Here is a 23929-nt window from a genome sequence, read left to right as displayed (position 1 = left end):
TCTGTTTCGCAACTCTTAAAGACTTGCGGCCTCCAGGTCACCTGGAGGCCGCAAGTCTTTAAGAGTTGTCGCGGGAGGGAGGCCGGAGGCCGGTGGGTTGGCCCGGGCGGGCCGGGTGGGCCGGTGGGTCGGGGTGGGGTTACCAGGTGCGGGGCCAGTAGAGGACTTCGGCGGAGGGGGTGCCGGGGCCGAGGAGGGCTTCTAGGGTGCGCTGGAGTTCGGCGTGGCGGGGGTGTTCGGGGGTGAGGACGACGCAGGCGGCGTTCCAGGCGGTCAGGTCCTTGCGGGCGTCCAGGCGGTGGTCGTCGTTGATCGCGGGGACGACGCCGGTGCGGGCCACCTCGGACAGGACCCAGGACGTCGTACGCCGGGGGATGCCCATGGTCGCCTTGCCGTTCGGGCCGTGCGGGCCGATGAAGAAGCCCTCGGGCAGCGCGAACGCGGTCAGCGCGGCGGTGGCGTAGCGCATCGGCAGGGGCTGCTCCGGCGTCGGCAGCGGCACCGTGACGATGACGTCGCCGTCGGTGGCGCACTGCCGCCACAGCCCGTCGGCGAAGAACGTGGGGACCTCGGGCCGGTCAGTGGTCGGCAGCGGGGTCGGGAACAGCGGCAGCAGCGCCACACCGACCAGAGCCGGGACCCCGAGGCGTACGCCACGCAGGGTCGACTGCCCGGCCTGCCGCAGTGCCAGCACCAGCAGCACGGCCAGCAGCGGGATCGCGGCCAGCGCGAACCGCATCGGCAGCGCCCCGTCGACCACCGGCAGGTGCATGAGCAGCCGGTACGGGCCGGGCACCGGGGTGCGCTCGCCGTGCAGCATGACCTGCGGGCCGAGCGCCAGCACGCTCATCGCCAGCGCGCCCGTGCCGCAGGCCGCCGCCAGTGCGTCGCGGCGCAGCCAGACCAGCAGCCCCAGCGACAGCAGCACCAGCGGCCAGCCCAGGAACGTGTTGTACTCGGCCGGTCCGGTGGTCAGTTTCGCGGCCGTGTCGTCACCGGCCAGCGTCAGCGGCGAGAACGTGGTGAACGCGGCCAGGTCGGCGGAGAAGGTGTACGGGCTGAACACGCCGTCGGCGACCGCCTGCGGGCCCTTGAACTGGACCCACAGCGGATACGCCAGCAGGGCCACGGCGACCGCGACGGCGACGGACAGCCCGGCGGCGAAGCGGGTCAGCACCACCCGGGGCGGGCGGGTGAACGCGACGTAGACCACGGTCACGATGGCCAGCCCGAGCGCGGTGAGGAACAGGGTCTCCTCGCCGATGAACACCTGCAGGCTGACCAGTACGCCGAACAGCACGCCGAGGCCGATGAACCGGCGCGGCCGGGCGGTGCCGGAGCGGGCCGCGCGGGCCAGTTCGACCACGCACCACAGCATCGGCGGGATCAGCCACTGCGCGGTCATGTGCAGGTGGCTGTTGGACTGCGAGACCATGCCCGGGGCGAAGCCGCAGAACGCCGCGCCGACCATCGCCGCGATCCGGCTCGCGCCGAGCGTGCGGTGCAGCAGGAAGTACCAGGCGATCGCGGTTCCGGCCAGGTTGAGGGCGACCAGCAGCGCGAACGTGGTGGCCGCGCCGTACGCGGAGGTGACCGGGGCGAGCAGGCCGCCGAGCAGGATGACCGTGGTGTTGGCCAGCAGGTTCACCCCGTGGGGCGCGTTCAGGCGGTCGGTGACCAGGGAGAAGTCGCCGCTCCACAGCGTGGTGTCGTGGGCCAGGAACCACTCGTAGAGAATCTGGTCGGGCGGGTTGAGGGCGAGCGTGCGGGTCTCGGGATCCGGCCAGAGCCCCAGGGTCAGCCAGCCGGCCAGCGCGAGGAAGCCCAGGCAGACGAGGCCGTCGCGGGTCCATCGGCGCCGCAGGGGCGGCCGCCCGGCCGCGGACACGTCCGAACCACCCCGTTGGCCAGGCAGTACGGCGTCTTCCGGGGTGGTGGTGAGGGCGGGCGCGGTGCTCGTCACGCGGTTGACCCTAGCGCTTCGGGTGTGTCGGTGGCCTCTCGGCCGCTGTGCCCACGTTCTCCGGATAGCGACAACGGGCGTGCTTCGAACCGGGGTGAACCGCTACCGTGGCAGGGCACAGCTACATGCGGTACGCGCCCGGGTGGTGGAACGGCAGACACGGTTGCCTTAAAAGCGACTGCCGAAAGGCGTGCGGGTTCGACCCCCGCCCCGGGCACCAGCAGGCTCCGCGGCGCAACGCGCCGTCATGTCGAATGGCTTTGTCGCGGCCGGTTGCAGATTGTACGAATGGCGTGGCGAAAAGCTTCAGAAATAGTGACGCGCTCCGATCGCCTGCCACGGGGGGAGCGGGCGATTGGAGCGCGTTGTGGACGAGCATAGCGAGCACCCGCCGGTCTGTCACCCCTTGGCCGCCTGCTTTTCACTACAAGTTCTCCCCGGCGTGGTAACGCTCGATCACCGCCCAGTCGCGACGCGAATTCGCAGGCTTTTCATAAGGTTTCATTAAGGATCGGGCGTGGTGATTCTCCACGGGTGTCCGCGGCGTCGGCCGGGTACGCCGCGGCGGCCGGGACGGCACCGCTCGGCCCGGCGCTCGGGGCGCCACCGCCCGACGTGACCTCCGCCACCGTCGATCGGCCATCGGCACATGCGGTGCGCGCCGGGCTCCGGGTGAGGTCTGACCAGCGTCGGGAAACGGCACCCCGAATGCTGATCTTCCGCCGTGCCCCGGTCCGCTACCCTGTCGGCACCAAACATGTCTGAGGAGGCGAGACCCGCTGTGAAGAGTTCCAATCCGGTGCTCAACCGCATCAGTGCGGCGGCGCAGCAGCCCCGGTACACCGTCCCTGGCCAGGGCGTCCCGGCGGGTCACCCGGCGGGCGGCGGCTACCCGGAGGTCGTCCAGTCCGGACACGTGGACCGGATGACCATTGACGACGTCGTCGTCAAGACCGTCACGCTGATCGCGCTGACCGCGTTCTCCGCGGCCGTGGCGGCGTTCGTGGTGCCGTGGTCCGTGCTGTCGCCGGTCTGGTACACCTCGATGTTCGTCGGGGTCGTCATCGGCCTGGTCATCTCGTTCGCGCAGATCACCAACCCGGTCGTGATCTGCTCGTACGCCGTCGTCGAGGGCGTCTTCCTCGGCGTGGTGAGCAAGCTGTTCAACCGCATCTTCGACGGCATCGTGGTGCAGGCGGTCATCGCGACGCTCGCGGTGTTCCTGATCATGGCGGCGCTGTACAAGTTCAAGGTCGTGCGGGCCACCCCGATGTTCATGAAGGTGGTCATCGGGGCCGCGGCCGGGCTGGGCGTGATCATCCTCGTCAACTTCGTGCTCAGCATGATCACCGGGTCGGCGGGCCCGCTGCGCGACGGCGGCGTCATCGCGATCGGCTTCAGCCTGATCTGCATCGTGGTCGCGGCCCTGATGTTCGTGGTCAACTTCAAGCAGATCGAGGACGGCATCGCCGCCGGGCTGCCGCGCAAGTACGGCTGGCTGGGCGCGTTCGGCATCCTCGTCGAGCTGATCTGGCTGTACCTCGAGTTCCTGCGCCTGATCTCGTACTTCTCGGAGGACTGACCGGCCCGCCCCGCACGGGGCGCGACCGGTGACCGCCGCCTCGGGATGCCCCGGGGCGGCGGTCAGTTTTCCGGGCCGGGACAATCAGGGCGTGAGCATCGAGCAGTTGACGCGCGCCGTCGACCTCCTGGCCAACCAGGTCGGACACTGGACCCCCGCGCGCTGGCGCGACCAGGGCGAACCATTGCACAAGCTGATCCAGCGCCTCGCCGACCAGGCCGCGGACCTCTCCGGCGCCCCGCGCCGCGACGTGCCCCGGCTGTCCGATCTGGCCCTGCCGGACCAGCTGAAGGTCGTCGCCACCGAACTGGCCGCCGCCGCCCCACCGGACGACGTCACCGCAGCCGCCGCCGACGAGATCACCACGCTCCGGGGCGCCCTGACCTGACGCCGGACATGATCGCTGTTTCAGGTCATGATCTGGTGTCCTACCGCAGATCATGACCCGAAACAGCGATCATCGCCGAGCCGCTCAGCGCCCCGCACGCTCCACGATCAGCGGGCCGGTCTCAGCCCAGCCGCTCGATGATCATCGCCATGCCCTGGCCGCCGCCGACGCACATGGTCTCCAGGCCGATGCTCTTGTCGTGCCACTGCAGGTTGTTGATCAGCGTGCCGGTGATGCGGGCGCCGGTCATGCCGAACGGGTGGCCGACCGCGATCGCGCCGCCCATCACGTTCACCTTCTCCAGCGGCAGCCCGAGCTCCCGGTACGACGGGATGACCTGGGCCGCGAACGCCTCGTTGATCTCGGCGAGGTCGATGTCGCCGATGCTCATGCCCGCCCGCTTGAGGGCCTGACGGGTCGCCTCGACCGGGCCGATGCCCATGATCTCGGGGCTCATCGCGGTGACGCCGGTCGAGATGATCCTCGCGAGCGGGGTGAGGCCCAGCTCGCGAGCCCGGCTGTCACTCATGATCACGACTGCGGCCGCGCCGTCGTTGAGCGGGCAGCAGTTGCCTGCGGTGATCCGGCCGTCGGGGCGGAACACCGGCTTGAGTCCGGCGGTGCCCTCCAGCGTCACCCCGGCCCGAGGGCCGTCGTCCTGGCTGACCACGGTGCCGTCGGGCAGGGTCACCGGAGTGATCTCGCGGGCCCAGAAGCCGTCCTTGATCGCCTGCTCGGCGAGGTTCTGCGACCGTACGCCGAAAGCGTCCATGTCCTCGCGGGTCACCCCGTGCACCTGTGCCAGGTTCTCGGCGGTCTGGCCCATGGTCAGGTACACGTCGGGCAGCTCACCCGCCTCGCGCGGGTCGGTCCAGACGGGGGTCCCGGCCTGGGCGCGCCGCACGGAACGGTCCTGCGCCGCGGCGAACCGCGGGTTGTTCCAACTGCCGCCGACGGCCGCGGCGGCGTCCGGGGGCAGCCAGTCGGAGTTGCCCCGGGCGTACCGGGACACCATCTCGACGCCGGCCGAGATGAAGACGTCACCCTCGCCCGCCTTGATCGCGTGGAACGCCATCCGGCTGGTCTGCAGCGAGGACGCGCAGTACCGGGTGATCGTGGCGGCGGGCAGCGAGTCCAGGCCGAGCAGGGTGGCGACGACCTTGCCCATGTTGAAGCCCTGCTCGCCGCCGGGCAGGCCGCAGCCGAGGTAGAGGTCGTCGATCTCGGCCGGGTCCAGGCCGGGGATCTTGTCCAGGGCGGCCTGGATGACGGTGGCGGTGAGGTCGTCCGCGCGCAGGTCCTTCAGGGAGCCCTTGCCGGCCCGGCCGATGGGGGACCGGGCGGTGGCGACGATGACAGCATCTGACATGAACGAACGTTAACTCGCCGGTAACTTGCCCACCAGACCGGGTGAGAAAGTCGTCAGCCGAGCCCGCCGCCCCGGGTCAGGGAAGGCGGGGGATGACTCCGGCGGCGTGGGCCACGGCGGGCAGCAGGGCGTACGCCCACACCCGGTAGCCGTCCGCGGAGGGGTGGTAGCGGTCGACGGACAGGGTGTTCGGGTCGGCGCGGAACACCGGGCCCGTCTCGGCGGCCAGGTCGACCACCGCCCCGCCCGCCGCGTGCACCGCGCGCACCTGCGCACGGGCCACCCGGCGGCCCAGGAAGCCGACGACCTGGCGCAGCGGCGGTGCGATGGCCCGCGCCGCCCCCAGGTCCGGACAGGTGCCCACGACGACCTCGACTCCGGCCTCCCGCAACCGCCGCACGGCCGCACCGAGGTACGCCGCCGCGTCCGACGGGCGGCGCAGCGTGATCGCGTCGTTGCCGCCGACCAGGATCACCGCGACGTCCGGGCGGTCGCCGAGCAGACACCGGGCCACCTGGGTGGCCAGGTCCGACGAGCGGGATCCGGCGACGCCGACGCTCGACAGCGCCACGGCCTGCACCTGCCCGCCGCGTCCCGACTCGCCACCGGACAGCAGCGCGGCCAGCTGACCGCCGACGGTGTCGGCGACCCGGTCCACGCCCACGCCCAGCGCGGCGGAGTCGCCGAGCATGACCAGCCGCAGCGGGGCGGCGGCGTCCGCGCCGACCGTGGTGCGCAGGGCGAGTCCCAGCCCCGGCTTGGCGTAGCGGCGGCTGCGCGCCACCACCGCCTCGGCCGCCAGCAGCGCCGCACCGCCCACCGTGCCCGCGATGAGGGTGATCGCCGCAGCCTTGCCGATCCTCCGTGCCACGGAACTCATGCCCGCTCCTCGCTCCGCTCGTCGCGGACATGACCACCGAGCCACATGATGCGCTCGCCAAGCTCGCTCATGCCCACTCCTCGCTCCGCTCGTGCGCGCCGCTCACGTCTGCTCCACCACGTTCGCCTGGTCGGTCAGGCCGGCGGGGGCCTCGCCCTGGCGGACGACCTCCCACATGCGGCGGCGCAGCTGCGCCCACCGGCCGGCCGGGCCGCGGTCACGGCCGTCGACGCGTACGCCGCTCACCTCGGTGCCGGCGTGGCGCGCCGCCTCGACCGCGGCCTGTGGCAGCGACCGTACCCCGTCCACGGCGGTTCGTGCGCCCGCTTCCACGCGCTGTGGCCCGGCCGGGCTGCGCAGGGCGGCCACCACTGTCGGCAGCAGCACCGACGCGGCCAGCGCGTAGCCCTCGGCGGACGGGTGGAAGCGGTCGCGGGCGAACAGCCGGTGCGGCTGGGCGGAGAACGTGGGGCCGAGCAGCTCGCCCAGGGACACCGTGCGGCCCCCGGCCTCGACCACGGCGACGGTCTGCGCCGCGGCGAGCTGACGGCTCCAGGTGCGGGCCAGCCAGCGCAGCGGCGGCCGGATCGGCTGCACCGCGCCGAGGTCGGGGCAGGTGCCCACGACGACGGTCGAGCCCGCCTCGCGCAGCCGCCGCACCGAGTCCGCCAGGTGGCGTACGGAGGCGGCCTGCCCGGCCCGGTGGGTGATGTCATTGGCTCCGATCAGGATCACCGCCAGGTCGGGGCGCAGTTCCAGGGCCTCTTCCACCTGGTGCACCAGCATTCCCGAGGTCGCGCCGACCACGGCGAGGCTGTGCAGGCGCACGGGCCTTTCCAGACGGCGGGACAGTCCGGTGGCGATCAGCGCGGCCGGGGTCTGCCGGGCCCGCAGCGCGCCGAACCCGGCGGCCGAGGAGTCGCCGAGCATGGCCATGTGCACCGGCTCGCCGCCGTACCGGCCGCCGTAGAGGCCGTCCGAGCGCGGGGGCGGGGCCTGCGCGATGGGAATGGTGCGCCGAGCGGCCTCCACCTGGCCGAGCAGCACGCCCACGGCGGCCAGGCCGACCGCGGTCAGCGCGCCGCCGCCGTAGACGGCCAGCTTGGCCAGTTCCCGGCCGCGACGGCGTGCCGCATGGTCACCCGCCGCAGTACGCTCGCTCATAGTGAACCAACCTCACTCGGGAGACCCGTCGGGGAATCCTCTCTGAGGCTCCTACGTACCCAGCGGATCGCTCGCTGGTAACGCTCGCTCATGCGAAAAAGGTAGCGCTCTTCGGTTGCGCTCGGATGGAGGCGAGATGGGACGCACATTGCGTCGTACCGCGGCGTTCACCGCGCTGTGGAAGGCACTCATCACGGGTAACGGCAGCAACGCCAGTCTGGCGGACCGGCTGGGCGCGATGCCGCGCATGGTCGTAGCCACGCTGCGCGGCAGATATGACGGCCTCGGCCGGATCATGGCGATGGCGGCGGCCACGCTGTATGTGGTCTCCCCGGTGGACATGGTTCCCGAAGCGTTCCTCCTGGTGCTCGGCCTGGCTGATGATGTGATCATCGTCAGCTGGATCGCCGGGGCGCTGATCAGCGAGACCGACCGCTTCCTCATGTGGGAGAACGGCGTCAAGACGCCCATGGGTGGTCCGGTCATCGACGGAGACGTCGCTTAACGGTGATTCAACGCCGGTCTACGCTTGACGCGTGCGCTACTACGAGAACGTCGTCGAGCTGATCGGTAACACCCCGCTGGTCAAGCTCCGGAATGTCACCGATCCCGGCGGCCCCACCGTGCTCGCCAAGATCGAATATCTGAACCCGGGCGGCTCGGTCAAGGACCGGATCGCGGTGCGGATGGTCGAGGCCGCCGAGCGGGAGGGCCTGCTCAAGCCCGGCGGCACCATCGTCGAGCCGACCAGCGGCAACACCGGGGTCGGGCTGGCCCTGGTCGCCCAGCTCAAGGGCTACCACTGTGTCTTCGTCTGCCCCGACAAGGTCAGCGAGGACAAGCAGAACGTGCTGCGGGCGTACGGTGCCGAGGTCGTGGTCTGCCCGACCGCGGTGGCCCCGGAGGACCCGCGTTCGTACTACAACGTCTCGGACCGGCTGGCCCGCGAGATCCCCGGCGCGTGGAAGCCGAACCAGTACTCGAACCCGAACAACCCGCTGTCGCACTACGAGCAGACCGGCCCGGAGCTGTGGGACCAGACCGACGGCCGGATCACGCACTTCGTGGCGGGCGTCGGCACGGGCGGCACGATCAGCGGCATCGGGCGCTACCTCAAGGAGGTCTCCCAGGGTCGCGTGAAGATCATCGGTGCGGACCCGGAGGGCTCGGTCTACTCGGGCGGCACCGGACGTCCGTACCTGGTGGAAGGGGTCGGTGAGGACTTCTGGCCGGAGACCTACGACCGGACCGTCTGCGACGAGATCGTCGAGGTCACCGACAAGGAGTCGTTCGCGATGACCCGGCGGCTGGCCCGCGAGGAGGGCCTGCTGGTCGGCGGCTCGTGCGGGATGGCGGCGGTGGCGGCGCTGAAGGTCGCCGCGCAGGCCGGTCCGGACGACGTCGTCGTGGTGCTGCTGCCCGACGGCGGCCGGGGCTACCTGTCGAAGCTGTTCAACGACGACTGGATGGCCCGCTACGGGTTCCTGCGCGTCGACGAGCACGGCGCGACCGTCGCCGACATCCTCGCGGCGAAGTCGCACCCCAAGGGCGGTGCGCTGCCGGAGCTGATCCACGTGCACCCGACCGAGACGGTGCGCGACGCGATCGACATCATGCGTGAGTACGGCGTGTCCCAGTTGCCGGTGCTGAAGGCCGAGCCGCCGGTGGTGACCGGTGAGGTGGCCGGCGCGGTCGCCGAGAAGGACCTGCTGGACGCGCTGTTCACCGGCGCGGCCGCGCTGCACGACCCGCTGGACCGGCACGTCGGCCCGGCGCTGCCGATGATCGGCGGCGGCCAGCCGGTCGCCGAGATCGTGGCGCTGCTGGAGAAGGCCGACGCGGCCATGGTCCTGATCGACGGCAAGCCCCGTGGCGTGCTCACCCGCCAGGACCTGCTGGCCCAGCTGGGCTGACTTCGGGTGTTCCCGGCACACCGGGCGGGGCTGCGCGCCGCGCGGTGTGTCGGGAACGCCACATTCACGATCGACGTGCGGTGGGGGGTTACCCTCCGGACATGCGCAGGCCGAAAGGGCTGAGCCGCCGGGTGCGGTGGGCGGACGTCGGCGCGCCGGGGCGGACCGTGTTCGGGCTGCTCGCGACGCTGCCGCTGGCCATGGTGCTCGCTGCGGGCCCGGTCTGGGCGGGCGCGCCCGCCCCCGACCCGCTGGACGTCGAACGGTCGACGGCCCTGGCCGCCTGCGTGCCCAATGTCGACCTGCTCGGCCCCGACGGGCTGCCCGCCTCCCGGCCGCTGTCCCGTGGCGCGCGGGTGCTGCTGGACCTGCGCCAGGACCGGACGAACGTGCTCACCATCCGCTCGGGCGACCTCAACCGGATCGCCGAGCTGATCCTCGCCACCGCGCCCACCGACGCCGCGCCGCTGCTGGTGAACATCGACACCCGGCTGGTCGACGACCGCCTGGCCTGGGCGGTGCCCCGGGTGACCGGCATCAGCGGCGATCCGGTGAGCGGCATCGTCTGGCACTTCCCCAGCGCGGTGCGCATCGTGGTGACCGGTCCGCCGGCACCGGGCGTGATCTTCGCCCCGCTGGCCGAGGTGCTCGTGGCACCGAGCCCGCCGCCGTCGCCGAGCCCCTCACCGAGCCCGTCACCCGTGCCCAGCCTGTCGCCCGCCGCCACGCCGACACCGTCGGGTTCCCGAGCTTCCGCCGGGCCGACCGCGCTGCCGCAGGCTCAGGGCCGACCCGTGGTGCTGCCAGCGGCCCCGGCCGGGCTCCGACCTGACCAGTCCCGACCGGTCACGCTGCAAGCACTCCTGGCGGCGGCCGCGCCGATCCTGCCGTATGGCCTGAACTGCGCCGGCCCCTCGCCCTCGCCGAGCCCTTCAGCCACGGCGGAGCCCAGTCTCGGACCCGGACCGGGCGTTCCCGAGCCGGGCACGAGCGGTTCCGCGGCCGCGTCGGCCAAGCCCGCGGGCGAGCGGCTGATGGCGCTGGCGTCACGCCCTGTCACCTGGTTCGGGGTCGCCGGCGTGTTCGTCGGGCTGGCCCTGCTTATCGCAGTTGTGGCTGGTAGCCGGGCGCGTCGCCGGTTCCGTTAGCCCGTTTCGGCGGCAGTCGCACAGCCTGTGCGACTGCCTCGCTTGCGGCGAGTGTTGACTAAGCGTACGGAAGCGGCAGTGCTACCGAGGGGAGCGTGGATCGTGGTCACCGTCGACCATGCACCACCCACCGAGACCAGCCACATCGAACCCTCCGGCATAACCGACCACCTGCTGTGGCGCGACGCGCAGCAGATGCTGGGGCGGCACAACAGACCTGACGACGACCATCGGTGCAACTGGTGCGGTCAGCACTGGCCGTGCCCGCCACGGAAGCTGGCCGAGCGAGCGGAAGCCGCGGCCAGCCGCCACTGGCGGGAGGCCTGGACCGTGCGGCACGACATCAACGGGATGCGCTCGCTCCCGGCCTGGCGCGCCGACCTTGGCCAGCGTGGCGGCTCCATCATGCGAAACGGCACCCGCAGGAGCCTCTTCGACTAGCCAACCACAGGGTGTTCCGATGCCACGCCGTCCCCCGGCAGATGGTCATCGGGCCCCGTCCCAGCGGCGACGCCGTTGCGCTCCGCCAGCGTAGGCGTGCCGCGTGCATCTGTACGGCTGATCGGGAGTCGACATGCCTCCGTCGACCCCAAAGCGCCTCCGGCCAGGCGTTCTCACCAGTCGTACGGGTGCGTCAGTGGGCGAGGGTACGTGATCTCCGGTTCCCCGCAGTCCGGTCACGTACCCTCGCCCCGAAACGCCGATCAGCGCCGTGGCGGCACCGCGATCCGGGCCAGCTCCTCGGCCACCACGATCTCGCCGTCGAAGTGCGCGGCGGCCTCCTCGCCGAACACCGACGCGTCCGGGTGGCGCTGCGAGAAGTGGGTGAGCACGAGCCGCCGTACGCCCGCCTCGGTGGCGATCCGGGCCGCCTGCGCCGCCGTGAGATGCCCGGCCTCCGCCGCCAGCGCGGCCTCCGACTCCAGGAACGTCGACTCGATCACGAGCAGGTCGGCGTCACGGGCCAGCTCGATCGCGGCGTCGCACCAGCCGGTGTCCATCACGAAGGCGACCACCTGCCCGCGACGCGGCTCGCTGACCTCGTCCAGGCTCACCAGCCGGCCGCCGGCCACCACCGTGCCGACCCGCTGCAGCACCCCGACGTCCGGGCCGCGTACGCCGTGCGCGGCCAGCCGTTCCGGCAGCATCCGGCGGCCGTCGGGCTCGGCCAGGCGGTAGCCGAACGACTCCACCGGGTGCCGCAGCCGCCGCGCGCTGAGCGTGCCGAACGGGCCGGTGGCCTGCACCCCGTCCGCCTCGACCGGGCACTCGGCCAGGCGCGCCTGGTCGTGGAAGTGACTGGCGTGGCGCAGCCGCTGCAGGAACTCCGCGCCGGACGCCGGGAAGTGGATCGGCACCTCGTGCGGCACCCGGTCCAGCGACAGCCGCTGCACGATGCCCGGCAGGCCGAGGCAGTGGTCGCCGTGGAAGTGCGTGACGCAGATCCGGGTGATGTCGCTGGCCGCCGCCCCGGCCAGCAGCAGCTGCCGCTGGGCGCCCTCGCCCGGGTCGAACAGCAGCCCCTGGTCGTCCCAGCGCAGCAGGTAGCCGTTGTGCGCCCGCTGGCGGGTGGGCACCTGACTGGCCGTGCCCAGCACGATCAGCTCGCGGCTCACCGGTGTTCCCGCCCGGAGATCGTCTTCACCGGGGGAGGGTACCGCGCGCGACGCCGCCCAGCGTTCTTCCAGCAAGACCCGAGGTTGCGCCGACGTCGCCTGCCTACCGTCGCCGGAGACGGGGTCACTGAGGGGGACGAGGATGGGACACGATCACGAGGGCCAGCGGGTGAGCCGCCGGTCGATCTTCGCGGGGATCAGCGCGGTCGGGCTGGGCAGCCTGCTCGCCGCGTGCGGCGACGGCACGCCCGCCACCACGACCAGCGGGGGGACGGTGTCGCCGGACGCGACCACGGCAGCGGACCTGACCGGCCTGTTCACCGACGCCAACACGTGCCGGCTGTCGCCGTCGACGACGCAGGGGCCGTACTACTTCGACGCGGACAAGATCCGCAGCGACATCCGGGAGGACCGGGCCGGGACCCGGCTGCGCGTGGTGTTGAAGGTGCAGGACAGCGAGCAGTGCGGACCGCTGGCCAACGCCGTCGTCGAGATCTGGCACTGCGACGCGGCAGGCCTGTACTCCGGCGCGGAGTCGCTGTCCTCCGGCGGCGGCGGCCAGCCCGGCGGCGGTCCGGGCGGCACCCCGCCCAGCGGCGCGCCCGGCGGCGGGCCCGGCGGAACACCGCCCGGCGGCGGGGCGGACGACGGCATGGCCGATCTGAAGCCGGTCGACGACCAGCGCTACCTGCGCGGCGCGCAGGTCACCAACGCCGACGGCATCGTCGCGTTCACCACCGTCTGGCCGGGCTGGTATCGCGGCCGCACCGTGCACATCCACGCGATGGTGCACGTCAGCAACTCCCGCGTGCTGACCACGCAGCTGATGTTCGACGAGGCGCTCAACACGAAGGTGTTCACGGCCGCGCCGTACGCGTCGCACACCGGGCGGGACACGTTCAACGACGGCGACGGCATCTTCCAGGACACCATGCTGATGAAGGTCACCCAGGACGGTGACGGCTACCTCGCGGTCCTGGTGCTGGCGGCGGACTCCGACGCCGACGGCAGCTGAGCCGCGATCGGGCGGGCGTAGCGCACGACGGGCACGCGGGCCGGGCCGATCACGGTGTCGCGTACGACGCCGTCGGCGGCCCAGCCGCCCCGCTCGTAGAAGCGCCGGGCGCGGATGTTGTCCGTGACGACGTACAGCAGTGCCTGGTGGTGGCCGAGCGCGGCGAACTCGGCCAGGCAGGTGCCCATCAGCGCGAGCCCGACGCCCGAGCCGACCACGTCGGGGCGGACGTGGATGGCGTTGAGCAGCCCGGTGCCCGGTGCGGCCTGCTCCTCGGGGCCCGCCGGGCCGAGGTAGCTGAAGCCGATCACGGCGGTGTCGCGTACGGCCAGGTGCAGGCGGTGGGTGTGCGCTTCGGCGGCGTACCGCCGGGCCCACTGGTCCTGCTGGTCCGCGACGGTGATCTCGGCCAGCTGCCGGGGCGAGAGCAGTTCCCGGTACGCCGACCGGCGGCTCAGCGCGTGCAGCTCGCCGATCGCGGCCACGTCCTCGGGCGTGCCGCCCCGGCGGATCGTCAGCGTCATACCCGGCACGCTACCGACCGGTCCCGGTGCCGACCCGGTCAGAGGGTGCGCACCTCGACCACGGCGGCCAGCGGCACCGGCCCGTAGATGTGCGGGAACAGCTCGCCGGAGCCCGGCGGGCTCTCCAGCCGCACGGGTGCGTCGAGCCGGTCCTCGTCGATCACGAGCAGCCGCAGGTCGTCGAGGTCGGCGTAGAACCTGGCCCGTACCGCCTCGACCTGCGCGAGATCCTGTCCGCCGTGGATGAAGCCCTCCTCGGCGAGGGTGACGCCCCTGGTGGAAATCGTGTACTCGCCGGCAGCCTGCGCGGCGGCCCAGTCCTCGGGCAGTGCGATGTGGTAGATCACCGCCCGACCATAACCCGCCATCGGTGATCGTCCGGCCCGGCCGTGCAGGCGCACGGAAGGCCGCGAGCGGTTTTCGAAAGTTTCGGCCGCCGATCGCTGCCTCCTGATGCGACGGTGCGCACCACAAAGTGCGCCGCAACCCTTGTCCTAGCCCCGGATCAGGGTGCTAGGGTGCGATGGCTGATACCTCGATGATGAGGTTCGAATACCGGAAACTACCGGAAGTTCAGCCATTCCGGGTGGCAGACAGGCAGGGCGATGTCGACCCACAAGGACGCCGCCGACGCGGCCGTGACCGATCCCGGACCCGACGAGCAGCCCTGGCGGGACGTGACACTGCCCGCCGCGCGGCGGGTCGACGACCTGATCGCCCGGCTGACCACGGCCGAGAAGATCGCCCAGCTCTACAGCGTGTGGCCCGGCGCGGGCTCCGACGGCGACGACGTCGCGCCCTACCAGCAGGACATGGTCGAGGACGGGTTCGACTGGCAGACCCTGATCACCGACGGGCTCGGGCAGCTGACCCGCCCGTTCGGCACCGCCCCGGTCACTCCCGCGCAGGGCATGGCCCGGCTGGCGGGACTGCAGGAGGCCATCGTCGCGTCCGGGCGCTTCGGCATTCCCGCCCTGGTGCACGAGGAGTGCCTGACCGGGTTCACCACCCACGGCGCGACCATCTTCCCGACCGCGCTGGCCTGGGGCGCGACCTTCGACCCCGCGCTCGTCGAGCGGATGGCCGCCGCGATCGGCGAGGGCATGCGCGCCGTCGGCGTACACCAGGGCCTCGCCCCGGTGCTCGACGTGTCCCGCGACGCCCGCTGGGGACGCACCGAGGAGACCATCGGCGAAGACCCGTACCTGGTCGCGACCGTCGGCACCGCGTACGTGCGGGGGCTGGAGTCGGCCGGGATCGTGGCCACGCTCAAGCACTTCGCGGGCTACTCCGCCTCGCGCGCCGGGCGCAACTTCGGCCCCGTCGCGATGGGACCCCGTGAACTGTCCGACGTCATGCTGCCGCCGTTCGAGATGGCGCTGCGCGACGGCGGGGCACGCTCGGTCATGCACTCGTACGCCGAGATCGACGGCGTGCCCGCCGCCGCCGACCACCGGCTGCTCACCGACCTGCTGCGCGACGCGTGGGGCTTCGACGGCACCGTGGTCGCCGACTACTTCGGCATCACGTTCCTGCACTCGCTGCACGGCGTCGCGGGCGACCTGGCCGGCGCCGCCCGGCTCGCGCTGGCCGCCGGCGTCGACGTCGAGCTGCCGATCGTGCGCTGCTACGGGCGGCCGCTGGCCGACGCCGTACAGGACGGCAGCGTCCCGGCGTCGCTCGTGGACCGGGCCGTACGCCGCGTGCTGCGGCAGAAGTGCGAACTGGGCCTGCTCGACCCCGGCTGGGCCCCGCCCCGCCCCGGCACCGTCGACCTCGACCCGCCCGCCGCCCGCGACCTGGCCCGGCAGCTCGCCGAGCAGTCCGTGACGCTACTGGCCAACGACGGCGTGCTGCCGCTGCCGCCGACCGCCTCGATCGCCCTGGTCGGCCCGCTGGCCGACGACGCCGACGGCATGCTCGGCTGCTACACCTTCCCGCGCCACGTCGGCCTGCACCACCCGGGCCTGCCGCTCGGCGTGACCATCCCCACCGTGCTCGACGCGCTGCGGACCGAACTGCCCAAGGCCGCACTGGAACACGCGGCGGGCTGCACGGTCGACGGCACGGACACCACGGACGTGGCGGCCGCCGCCGCGCTCGCCGCGCGGGCCGACGTCTGCGTCGTGGTGCTCGGCGACCGCGCCGGGCTGTTCGGCAAGGGCACCTCCGGCGAGGGCTGCGACGTCACCGAACTGCGGCTGCCCGGAGTCCAGGAACGGCTGCTCGACGCCCTGCTGGACACCGGCCGGCCGGTGGTGGCCGTGCTGCTGTCGGGGCGCCCGTACGCCCTGGGCCGGTGGGTGGACCGGCTCGCCGCGGTCGTGCAGGCGTTCTTCCCCGGCCAGGAGGGCGGGCAGGCGGTCGCCGGGGTGCTGGCCGGGCGGGTCAACCCGTCCGGGCGGCTGCCGATCGGTGTGCCCCGGCACCCGGGCGGGCAGCCCGCGAACTACCTCGCGCCGCCGCTCGGCCACGCCACCGAGGTCAGCACCGTCGACCCGACGCCGCTGTACCCGTTCGGCCACGGGCTGTCGTACACGAGCTTCAGCTGGGAGCCGCCCGCCGAGCAGGAGATCACCTGCTTGACCGACGGGGAGGTGCGGGTCGCGCTGACGGTGCGCAACGACGGCGCGCGGGCCGGGGTCGAGGTGGTGCAGCTCTACCTGCACGATCCGGTCGCGCAGGTCACCAGGCCGGTGCAGCGGCTGATCGGGTACGCCCGCGTGGCGCTGGAGCCCGGCGCGGCCTGCCGCGCGGAGTTCACGGTGCCCGCCGACCTGTCCGCGTACACCGGGCCCGACGGGCGGCGCATCGTCGAGCCGGGCGACCTGGAGCTGCGGTTCGGCGCGTCCAGTGGCGACATCCGGCACACCGTGCGGGTCCGCCTGCACGGCCCGGAACGCGCCGTCGGCCACGACCGCAAGCTGACCTCCACCGTATCGCTCACCGACGTGCCCTGAGCAGGCATTCAGCGCGCACTGACCCCGTACGACGGCAGAAGCGGCTGAACCGTTCGGGGCGAGTACCCCGGCGGGTTCAGCCGCTCCGTGTCTGGCGGCAGACGTCAGGCGTCGGACTTGGCGACGCCGATCGGGCAGCTCATGCCGTTGGGGCCGATGCCGCAGTACCCGTCGGGGTTCTTCGCCAGGTACTGCTGGTGGTAGTCCTCGGCGTAGAAGTAGTCGCCGAGCATCGCGATCTCGGTGGTGATCTGGCCGTAGCCTTCGGCGGTCACGACCGGCTGGAAGGCGTCACGGGAGGCTTCGGCCTCCTTGAGCTGTTCCGGCGTGGTCGCGTAGATCGCTGAGCGGTACTGGGTGCCGACGTCGTTGCCCTGGCGCATGCCCTGGGTCGGGTCGTGGTTCTCCCAGAACACCCGCAGGATCTCGGCGTACGAGATGATCTCCGGGTTGAAAACGATCTCCACGGCCTCGGTGTGCCCGGTGTAGCCGGAGCAGACCTCCTGGTAGGTGGGGTTGGGCGTGATGCCTCCGGCATACCCGACCGAGGTCGAGTAGACGCCGTCCAGCTTCCAGAACAGGCGCTCGGCGCCCCAGAAGCAGCCCATGGCCACGACGGCGACCTGCATGCCCTGGGGCCAGGGGCCGGTCAGCGGGGTGCCCAGCACGTAGTGCTCGGCCGGCGGCGTGATCGCGGTGTCCCGGCCGGGCAGGGCCTCGGCGGCGTTGACGACATCGAGCTTCTTGTGGCGAAGGAACATGTCTCCAGTCTGCTCCTCTACGCTGGTGGAATGTCTTACGGGTTTGAAACGCTCGCCATCCATGCGGGCCAGGAGCCGGACGAGCGCACGGGCGCAGTGATCCCGCCGATCTTCCAGACGTCCACCTACAAGCAGGACGCGGTCGGCTCGCCGCGGCTGGGCTACGAGTACTCCCGGTCCGGCAATCCGACCCGCGACTCCCTCCAGGAGTGCCTGGCGGCGCTGGAGGGCGGCTCGCGCGGGCTCACGTTCGCCAGCGGCCTGGCCGCCGAGGACACGCTCATCCGCACCGTGTGCAAGCCCGGCGACCACGTGATCATTCCCGACGACGCGTACGGCGGCACGTTCCGGCTGTTCGCGAAGGTGGCCGAGCGCTGGGGACTGACCTGGAGCGCGGCCCGGATCTCCGACGTCGACGACGTACGTGCCAAGATCACGCCGAACACGAAGATGATCTGGGTGGAGACGCCGACGAACCCGCTGCTCGGCATCGCCGACATCGCCGGGCTCGCCGCCGTGTCGCGCGACGCGCACGCGCTGCTCGTCGTCGACAACACGTTCGCCAGCCCGTACCTGCAGCAGCCGCTGGCGCTGGGCGCGGACGTGGTGGTCCACTCGACGACGAAGTACATCGGCGGGCACTCCGACGTCGTCGGCGGGGCGCTGGTGCTCAACGACCTGGCGCTGGCCGACTCGCTGCAGTTCCACCAGAACGCGATGGGCGCGGTCAACGGCCCGTTCGACGCCTGGCTGACCCTGCGCGGCGTGAAGACCCTGGCCGTACGCATGGAGCGGCACTGCGACAACGCCGAGAAGGTGGCCGAGTTCCTGGCCCGGCACTCGAAGGTCAAGCAGGTCATCTACCCGGGGCTGCCCGAGCACCCCGGCCACGAGCTGGCCACCAAGCAGATGCGCCGGTACGGCGGCATGATCAGCTTCCGGATGGGCGACCCGGCGGCCGCCGAGCGCGTGTGCAACACGACCAAGGTGTTCACCCTGGCCGAGTCCCTGGGCGGCATCGAGTCCCTGATCGAGCACCCCGGCAAGATGACCCACGCCAGCGTCGCCGGCTCCGAGCTCGAAGTCCCCGCCGACCTCATCCGCCTCTCCGTCGGCATCGAGACCATCGACGACCTCCTCGCCGACCTGGCCACCGCCCTCGGCTGACACCGCCCCGCGGGGCGCTGCCGCCGCCATCGCGCCGGGCGCTGCCGCCGCGCCGGACATGATCGCCGTTTCGGGTCACAACCTCGGGTCCAACCGCAGGTTTTGACCCGAAACGGCGATCTTCGCCTTCCACGCCTACCCCGGACGGCATCGTCCAATAACGAGGGCGCATCAGCCCAGTACCGCCAATGAATTCCGTCGCGGCAAGGCTCCTGTTGCTCACGTCGCGTCACCGCACTCCATACTGGAGCACCGGTTCTGGGCTACGACGTGGTGGAGGATTGAGATGGCGGACACCTGGGTCGGCGCCACCGCCAAGCAGATCGCGCGGGCCGTGCGACGCGGCGACACGTCGGCGACGCAGGTCGTGGCCGACCACCTCGACTACCTGACGCACGCCGACCCGGTGGTCGCGGCGTTCCGTACGGTGCGGGCCGCGGAGGCCGTCGCCGAGGCGGAGAAGGTCGACGACCAGACCGAGATGGCCAACCTGCCGCTGGCCGGGGTGCCGATCGCGGTCAAGGAGAACACCCCGGTCGCCGGGCTGCCGACGTGGCACGGCTCGGCGGGCGCGCGCCAGGCCGTGGCCGAGGGAGACCATGAGCTGGTACGCAGGCTGCGCGGCGCGGGCGCGGTGGTCATCGGCACGACCCGGATGCCCGAGCTCGGGCTGTGGGGCGTGACCGACGACGACAGCGCGGTGACCCGCAACCCGTGGGCGCTGGAACGTACGCCCGGCGGCTCCTCCGGCGGCTCCGCCGCCGCGGTCAGCGCGGGCCTGGTGCCGATCGCGCACGCCAACGACGGGCTGGGCTCGATCCGCATCCCGGCGGCCTGCTGCGGCCTGATCGGGCTCAAGCCGGGCCGGGGCGTGCTGCCGGTGAACCTGGGCGCGGACGACTGGTTCGGCCTGGTCGAGCACGGCATGCTGGCCACCACGGTCGCCGACGCGGCGCTGGGCTTCGCGGTGCTGGCCGGGCGCACGCCGCAGCCGCTGAGCCAGCCGGGGCGGCTGCGCATCGCGGTGTCACTGAAGTCGCCGGTGGCCGGGGCGGGTGCCGACGAGGCGAACCGGGCCGCGGTGAGCACCGCCACCCGGCTGCTCGGCGAGTGCGGCCACGACACGCTGACCGCCGACCCGGCGTACTCGACCTCGCTGGGCCTGCGCGGCATCGCGACCTGGTTCGCCGCTGCCTACCGCGACGTCGAGGCGGCCGGGATCGAGCGGTGGAAGCTGCAGAAGCGCACCCGGCGGCACGTCGCGATGGGCGGCTGGGCGTGGCGGCGCGGGTACGTGCGCGAGGAGGACCGGCAGCGGTTCCGGGACGCCTGCCTGGAGTTCTTCGTCGCCAACGGGGTGGACCTGCTGCTCACGCCGGTGCTGGCCGGGCCGCCGCTGAAGGCCGGGGCGTGGCATCGCCGCGGCTGGCTGACCAACGTGGTGGCCAACGTGCGCAACGCCCCGTTCGCCGCGCCGTGGAACATCACCGGCTTCCCCGCGATGACCCTGCCGGTGGGCGTACGCCCGGACGGCCTCCCGGCGGCGGTGCAGCTGGTCGGCCCGCCCGGCACGGAGCTGCTGCTGCTCGCGGTGGCCGGCCAGATCGAGCTGGCCGCACCCTGGCGCCGCCACGCCCCCGGCTTCCCCCGCCCGAACTGACCCGCCCCGGCCAGCCCCGGCTCTGTCCGGCCGGCCACGCCACGAAGATCACTGTTTCGGGTCGGGAAGTCGGGTTGAACCGCAGCTTTTGACCCGAAACAGTGATCTTCGCGTGGGGTCGTCGAGGCGTCCCCGTTTTCGCTGGGGCGGGGTGGGTGGGACGATCGGGCTGTGACACCTGAGCTGGTCAGTTTGGCCGACATCGAGGCGGCGCGCGAGCGCCTGCGGTCCGTCGTACGCACCACGCCGATCGAGCCGTGCCGGCCGCTGTCGGCGAAGCTCGGCGGGCCGACCTGGCTGAAGTGCGAGAACCTGCAGCGTGCGGGCTCCTACAAGGTGCGCGGGGCGTACGTGCGGATCTCCCGGCTCAGCGAGGAGGAGCGGGCCCGTGGCGTGGTCGCGGCCAGCGCGGGCAACCACGCGCAGGGCGTCGCGCTCGCGGCCGGGCTGTGCAAGACACGGGCCACCGTGTTCATGCCGATGGGCGCGCCACTGCCGAAGGTCGCGGCGACCAAGGGGTACGGCGCCCGCGTCGAGTTCGCCGGCAACACCGTCGACGAGGCGCTGGTCGCCGCGCAGGAGTTCGCCGAGCGCACCGGCGCGGTCTTCATCCACCCGTTCGACCACCCGGACGTGATCGCCGGACAGGGCACGGTCGGGCTGGAGATCCTCGAACAGCGTCCCGACGTGCAGACGATCATCACGGGTATCGGCGGCGGCGGCCTGATCTCGGGCCTGGCGGTGGCCGCGAAGGCGCTGCGCCCCGACATCACCGTTATCGGCGTACAGGCCGCCGGGGCGGCCGCGGTGCCGCCCGCGCTGCGGGCCGGGCGGCCGGTGCGCATCCCGAGCGTGGCCACGATCGCCGACGGCATCGCGGTCGGCCGCTGCGGCGACCTGACCTTCGCGCACATCAGCAAGCTCGTCGACGAGGTCGTCACGGTCACCGACGAGGAGATCTCCCGCGCCCTGCTCATGCTGCTGGAACGCGGCAAGATGGTCGCCGAACCGGCCGGTTCGGTCGGCGTGGCGGCCCTGCTCGCGGGCCACATCCAGGTGAAGACGCCGGTGGTGGCGGTGGTGTCCGGGGGCAACATCGACCCGCTGCTGATGCTGCGGGTGATCGAGCACGGTCTCAGCGCCGCGGGCCGCTACCTGCACGTCAACGTCCGCTGCGCGGACCGCCCCGGCCAGCTCGCCGCCCTGCTCTCGCTGATCGCCGAGAAGCGCGCCAACGTCCTCGACGTGGCCCACCAGCGCCACGACCCGCGGCTCCACCTCGGTGAGGTCGAGGTCGAGCTGTCTGTCGAGACCCGTGGCGCCGAACACTCCGACCAGCTCGTCAGCGCCCTGCGCGCCGCCGGGTACGAGGTCGACGTCGACACGACCTTCAGCTGACCTCGCCGGGTACGGCACAGAAAGGGACGGGCCTGCACCGCGTGAGCGGTGCCGGCCCGGATGTGCATGCTGGGCGGGTCAGCCGCCGAAGGCCTCGAAGGACACGACGGTCACCTTGATGTCCACGCCGCTGGGGGCGGTGTAGGTGACGGTCTGACCCTTGCGGGCGCCCATGATGGCCTGCCCGAGCGCCGACTCCGGCGAGTACACGGTCAGGTCCGTGGTCGCCGCGATCTCGCGCGAGCCGAGCAGGAAGGTCTCGGTGTCGGAGGTGTCGTCGTCGAAGTAGATGACGACGACGTTGCCGATGGAGACACCGTCACCGCGCGGGGCCTCGCCGACGTGGGCGACCCGCAGCAGCTCCTGGAGCTGGCGGATGCGTCCCTCAGCCTTGCCCTGCTCCTCGCGGGCGGCGTGGTAGCCGCCGTTCTCCTTGAGATCGCCCTCCTCGCGGCGGGCGTTGATCTCGGCGGCCATCGCGGGCCGAGCGGCGATGAGCTCGTTCAGCTCGGCCTGGAGCCTGTCGTACGCGTCCTGGGACAGCCAGGTGGCATCAGTCGTGGACACGGGCGTTCTCCTCAGGTCTTACGGGTTCTGGGTATCGGTGCGGCGGTGCGGACCGGCCATGCGCGGTGAGGTACCTGCCCCCTTGAGCGCGATGGGCGAAGTTACCAACCTACCAGCGACTCACGCCGGGTGGCAGCCCTTAACCTCGCCGGTCACCGGGCGTCCGGTCGTCACCAGGCGATGCGTCACCATGGTGCGCTCCGGGTCGGGACCCGGCCGCACGGTCACCTCTTCGAGGCCGACCTCGGTGCCGGTCTTGTCCCGGGCGCGGACGAGGCAGACCGCGGTGCCGTCGGCGGGCATCCGGATCATGAACGTCACCGCGACCTGCGTGTCGGTCACGTCGTCGAACGCCGTCACCGACGCTGTGTAGTCTCCGTCACCGTAGGCCCGGTAGAGGCGGGCGCCGATGAGCGTCATGGCCAGCACGGTCAGCACGCCCAGCACCGCTACCGTCGAGCGGGAGGCGCGGCGCTGCTCACGGCGGCGGCCGTAACGCCCGGCCGGCCACGGCGCGCGCTCGGCCACCGGGCCGGCGGCGGTGTCGGTGGAGGTCTCGGTCACCGGTGGGGGTCCTTCGTACGGCGCGTCAGACGCGTGAGGAACACTGTCAGGGTCGATTCTCGCACGTGGGGAGAGCACGGTGACGCAGCGGCTGCGACTGATGGCGGTGCACGCGCATCCGGACGACGAGTCGTCCAAGGGTGCCGCGACGATGGCGCGGTATGTCCGCGAGGGTGCGGAGGTGCTGGTCGTCACGTGTACCGGTGGTGAGCGGGGTGACGTGCTCAACCCGAAACTGGACCGCCCGGACGTCTGGGAGAACATCGGCGAGATCCGCCGCGCGGAGATGGCCGCGGCCCGCGACATCCTCGGCGTGGACCAGGCCTGGCTGGGGTTCGTCGACTCGGGCTGGGTCGAGGGCTACACCCACGACGACCCGTCCGGGCTGCCCGAGGGCTGCTTCGCCCGGGTGTCGGTGGAGGAGGCGGCCGCGCCGCTGGTGAAGCTGATCCGCGAGTTCCAGCCGCAGGTCCTGCTGACCTACGACGAGGACGGCGGCTACCCGCACCCCGACCACATCCAGACCCACCTGGTCAGCATGGCCGCGATCGAGGCCGCCGCCGACCCGGAGCGCTACCCGGACTTCGGCCCCGCCTTCGAGGTGCCGAAGGTCTACTACCACATCAGCTTCACCAAGCTGAAGTTCACCGCCCTGCACGAGGCCATGCTGGCCGCGGGGCTGGAGTCGCCGTACGGCGAGCGGCTCAACGACGACTGGGTGGGCGACAAGTCCCCCCGGATCACCACCCGGATCCCCTGCGGCGAGTACTTCGAACTGCGCGACGACGCGCTGCGCGCGCACGCGACCCAGATCGACCCGGACGGGCCCTGGTTCCGCGCGCCGCTGACCGTGCAGCGCGCCGCCTGGCCGACCGAGGACTACCAGCTGGTCAGGTCGACGGTGGCGACCGCTATTCCCGAGGACGACCTGTTCGCCGGCGTACGCGCGCCGGCGGTAGCGGATAGGTGAGGCACATGCTGGAGTTCCTGGCCGACAACAACTTCGGCGACACCCGGTCCGGCGACGGTCTCGCCGGGCCGATGGCGCTGCTGTTGATCCTGCTCCTGGCCGCCGCGACGGTTTTCCTGATTCGCAACATGAATCAGCGGCTGAAGCGGTTGCCCGAGGCGTTCGATTCGGCGAGCATGAGTGGCGGTGCGCGGACGGACTCGCCCGTCACGCCGGACCCTCGCTGAGGCGGACCGAGGGAATCGGACACGGCCTGTCGCGTCAGGCGGAGAGCACGTCGTCCCCAGACGGGGACGGGGTGCCTCCGCTTTAGGTGCGCT

Annotated in this window: 23 protein-coding genes and 1 tRNA gene; 14 read left to right on the top strand and 10 right to left on the bottom strand. The window is 72.1% G+C overall.

Going from position 1 to position 23929, the window contains the following annotated elements; all coding sequences use genetic code 11:
* Nucleotides 1–139: 139 nt before the first annotated feature.
* Nucleotides 140–1963: a hypothetical protein gene (locus HAV40_RS20600; protein ID WP_239085941.1), complete on the bottom strand. Its 1824-nt coding sequence runs from the start codon at nucleotides 1961–1963 to the stop codon at nucleotides 140–142.
* A 136-nt stretch (nucleotides 1964–2099) separates the two neighbouring features.
* On the opposite strand from HAV40_RS20600, the gene HAV40_RS20595 reads away from it, so the two are divergent.
* From HAV40_RS20595 to HAV40_RS20585, 3 genes are all read left to right on the top strand, one after another.
* Nucleotides 2100–2183 (top strand) — tRNA-Leu (locus HAV40_RS20595).
* Between the two features lie 561 nt (nucleotides 2184–2744).
* Complete coding sequence (locus HAV40_RS20590) at nucleotides 2745–3545, top strand: Bax inhibitor-1/YccA family protein (RefSeq protein ID WP_166383660.1); 801 nt, start codon at nucleotides 2745–2747, stop codon at nucleotides 3543–3545.
* 91 nt (nucleotides 3546–3636) lie between these two features.
* Nucleotides 3637–3933 carry a hypothetical protein gene (locus HAV40_RS20585; RefSeq protein WP_166383658.1) on the top strand — a complete coding sequence of 99 codons (297 nt, stop codon included), beginning with the start codon at nucleotides 3637–3639 and terminating at the stop codon, nucleotides 3931–3933.
* A 121-nt stretch (nucleotides 3934–4054) separates the two neighbouring features.
* Here HAV40_RS20585 and HAV40_RS20580 read toward each other — a convergent pair whose 3' ends face one another.
* The 3 genes from HAV40_RS20580 to HAV40_RS20570 all read right to left on the bottom strand — a co-directional run bounded on the left by HAV40_RS20580 (nucleotide 4055) and on the right by HAV40_RS20570 (nucleotide 7346).
* Nucleotides 4055–5302, bottom strand: a complete 1248-nt coding sequence (locus HAV40_RS20580; RefSeq protein ID WP_166383656.1) for an acetyl-CoA C-acetyltransferase — start codon at nucleotides 5300–5302, stop codon at nucleotides 4055–4057.
* A gap of 76 nt (nucleotides 5303–5378) precedes the next feature.
* The gene (locus HAV40_RS20575; protein ID WP_166383654.1) at nucleotides 5379–6182 is read right to left on the bottom strand and encodes an SGNH/GDSL hydrolase family protein; all 804 of its coding nucleotides are present in this window, start codon (nucleotides 6180–6182) and stop codon (nucleotides 5379–5381) included.
* A gap of 102 nt (nucleotides 6183–6284) precedes the next feature.
* A complete protein-coding gene (locus tag HAV40_RS20570; RefSeq protein ID WP_166383652.1) occupies nucleotides 6285–7346 on the bottom strand; it encodes an SGNH/GDSL hydrolase family protein in 1062 nt (353 codons plus the stop codon).
* A 136-nt stretch (nucleotides 7347–7482) separates the two neighbouring features.
* Here HAV40_RS20570 and HAV40_RS20565 point away from each other — a divergent pair, with 136 nt between their 5' ends.
* From HAV40_RS20565 to HAV40_RS20550, 4 genes are all read left to right on the top strand, one after another.
* Nucleotides 7483–7851 carry a YkvA family protein gene (locus tag HAV40_RS20565; RefSeq protein WP_166383650.1) on the top strand — a complete coding sequence of 123 codons (369 nt, stop codon included), beginning with the start codon at nucleotides 7483–7485 and terminating at the stop codon, nucleotides 7849–7851.
* A gap of 31 nt (nucleotides 7852–7882) precedes the next feature.
* On the top strand, nucleotides 7883–9259 hold the full coding sequence (locus HAV40_RS20560; RefSeq protein ID WP_166383648.1) for a cystathionine beta-synthase: 1377 nt from the start codon (nucleotides 7883–7885) through the stop codon (nucleotides 9257–9259).
* Between the two features lie 101 nt (nucleotides 9260–9360).
* Nucleotides 9361–10407 (top strand): choice-of-anchor A family protein, encoded by a 1047-nt coding sequence (locus tag HAV40_RS20555; protein WP_166383646.1) that lies wholly within the window; start codon nucleotides 9361–9363, stop codon nucleotides 10405–10407.
* A gap of 102 nt (nucleotides 10408–10509) precedes the next feature.
* Complete coding sequence (locus HAV40_RS20550) at nucleotides 10510–10848, top strand: hypothetical protein (RefSeq protein ID WP_240935359.1); 339 nt, start codon at nucleotides 10510–10512, stop codon at nucleotides 10846–10848.
* A gap of 263 nt (nucleotides 10849–11111) precedes the next feature.
* On the opposite strand, the gene HAV40_RS20545 is transcribed toward HAV40_RS20550, so the two are convergent.
* A complete protein-coding gene (locus HAV40_RS20545; RefSeq protein ID WP_166383644.1) occupies nucleotides 11112–12023 on the bottom strand; it encodes a ribonuclease Z in 912 nt (303 codons plus the stop codon).
* Nucleotides 12024–12165: 142 nt separating this feature from the next.
* On the opposite strand from HAV40_RS20545, the gene HAV40_RS20540 reads away from it, so the two are divergent.
* Complete coding sequence (locus HAV40_RS20540) at nucleotides 12166–13038, top strand: peptidase associated/transthyretin-like domain-containing protein (protein WP_166383642.1); 873 nt, start codon at nucleotides 12166–12168, stop codon at nucleotides 13036–13038.
* Here the strand turns inward: HAV40_RS20540 and HAV40_RS20535 are convergent.
* Nucleotides 12987–13562: a GNAT family N-acetyltransferase gene (locus HAV40_RS20535; RefSeq protein WP_166383640.1), complete on the bottom strand. Its 576-nt coding sequence runs from the start codon at nucleotides 13560–13562 to the stop codon at nucleotides 12987–12989. The genes HAV40_RS20540 and HAV40_RS20535 overlap by 52 nt on opposite strands.
* Nucleotides 13563–13600: 38 nt before the next feature.
* Entirely contained in the window at nucleotides 13601–13909 is a 309-nt protein-coding gene (locus HAV40_RS20530; RefSeq protein WP_239085956.1) for a DUF952 domain-containing protein, read from the bottom strand.
* A gap of 258 nt (nucleotides 13910–14167) precedes the next feature.
* Between HAV40_RS20530 and HAV40_RS20525 the strand changes: the two genes are divergently transcribed.
* Complete coding sequence (locus tag HAV40_RS20525; RefSeq protein ID WP_166383636.1) at nucleotides 14168–16522, top strand: beta-xylosidase/alpha-l-arabinosidase; 2355 nt, start codon at nucleotides 14168–14170, stop codon at nucleotides 16520–16522.
* Nucleotides 16523–16626: 104 nt separating this feature from the next.
* On the opposite strand, the gene msrA is transcribed toward HAV40_RS20525, so the two are convergent.
* A complete protein-coding gene (gene msrA, locus HAV40_RS20520) occupies nucleotides 16627–17283 on the bottom strand; it encodes a peptide-methionine (S)-S-oxide reductase MsrA (protein WP_166383634.1) in 657 nt (218 codons plus the stop codon).
* Nucleotides 17284–17313: 30 nt separating this feature from the next.
* Here msrA and HAV40_RS20515 point away from each other — a divergent pair, with 30 nt between their 5' ends.
* From HAV40_RS20515 to ilvA, 3 genes are all read left to right on the top strand, one after another.
* On the top strand, nucleotides 17314–18450 hold the full coding sequence (locus HAV40_RS20515) for a cystathionine gamma-synthase (protein ID WP_166383632.1): 1137 nt from the start codon (nucleotides 17314–17316) through the stop codon (nucleotides 18448–18450).
* A 286-nt stretch (nucleotides 18451–18736) separates the two neighbouring features.
* On the top strand, nucleotides 18737–20110 hold the full coding sequence (locus tag HAV40_RS20510) for an amidase (protein ID WP_166383630.1): 1374 nt from the start codon (nucleotides 18737–18739) through the stop codon (nucleotides 20108–20110).
* 171 nt (nucleotides 20111–20281) lie between these two features.
* A complete protein-coding gene (gene ilvA, locus HAV40_RS20505) occupies nucleotides 20282–21508 on the top strand; it encodes a threonine ammonia-lyase (protein WP_166383628.1) in 1227 nt (408 codons plus the stop codon).
* Nucleotides 21509–21586: 78 nt separating this feature from the next.
* Here ilvA and greA read toward each other — a convergent pair whose 3' ends face one another.
* On the bottom strand, nucleotides 21587–22075 hold the full coding sequence (greA, locus tag HAV40_RS20500; RefSeq protein ID WP_166383626.1) for a transcription elongation factor GreA: 489 nt from the start codon (nucleotides 22073–22075) through the stop codon (nucleotides 21587–21589).
* Nucleotides 22076–22195: 120 nt separating this feature from the next.
* On the bottom strand, nucleotides 22196–22639 hold the full coding sequence (locus tag HAV40_RS20495) for a DUF4307 domain-containing protein (RefSeq protein WP_239085957.1): 444 nt from the start codon (nucleotides 22637–22639) through the stop codon (nucleotides 22196–22198).
* A 79-nt stretch (nucleotides 22640–22718) separates the two neighbouring features.
* Between HAV40_RS20495 and mca the strand changes: the two genes are divergently transcribed.
* Nucleotides 22719–23609, top strand: a complete 891-nt coding sequence (mca, locus tag HAV40_RS20490; protein ID WP_166383624.1) for a mycothiol conjugate amidase Mca — start codon at nucleotides 22719–22721, stop codon at nucleotides 23607–23609.
* A 5-nt stretch (nucleotides 23610–23614) separates the two neighbouring features.
* Nucleotides 23615–23836, top strand: a complete 222-nt coding sequence (locus HAV40_RS20485; protein ID WP_166383622.1) for a hypothetical protein — start codon at nucleotides 23615–23617, stop codon at nucleotides 23834–23836.
* Nucleotides 23837–23929: the final 93 nt, after the last annotated feature.

The organism is Catellatospora methionotrophica (genome assembly GCF_011297335.1).
In the GTDB taxonomy this organism is placed as follows: Bacteria; Actinomycetota; Actinomycetes; order Mycobacteriales; family Micromonosporaceae; genus Catellatospora; species Catellatospora methionotrophica.
The sequence above is the reverse complement of the archived record's forward strand: the minus strand, read 5'-3'. Positions and strand labels throughout refer to the sequence as shown.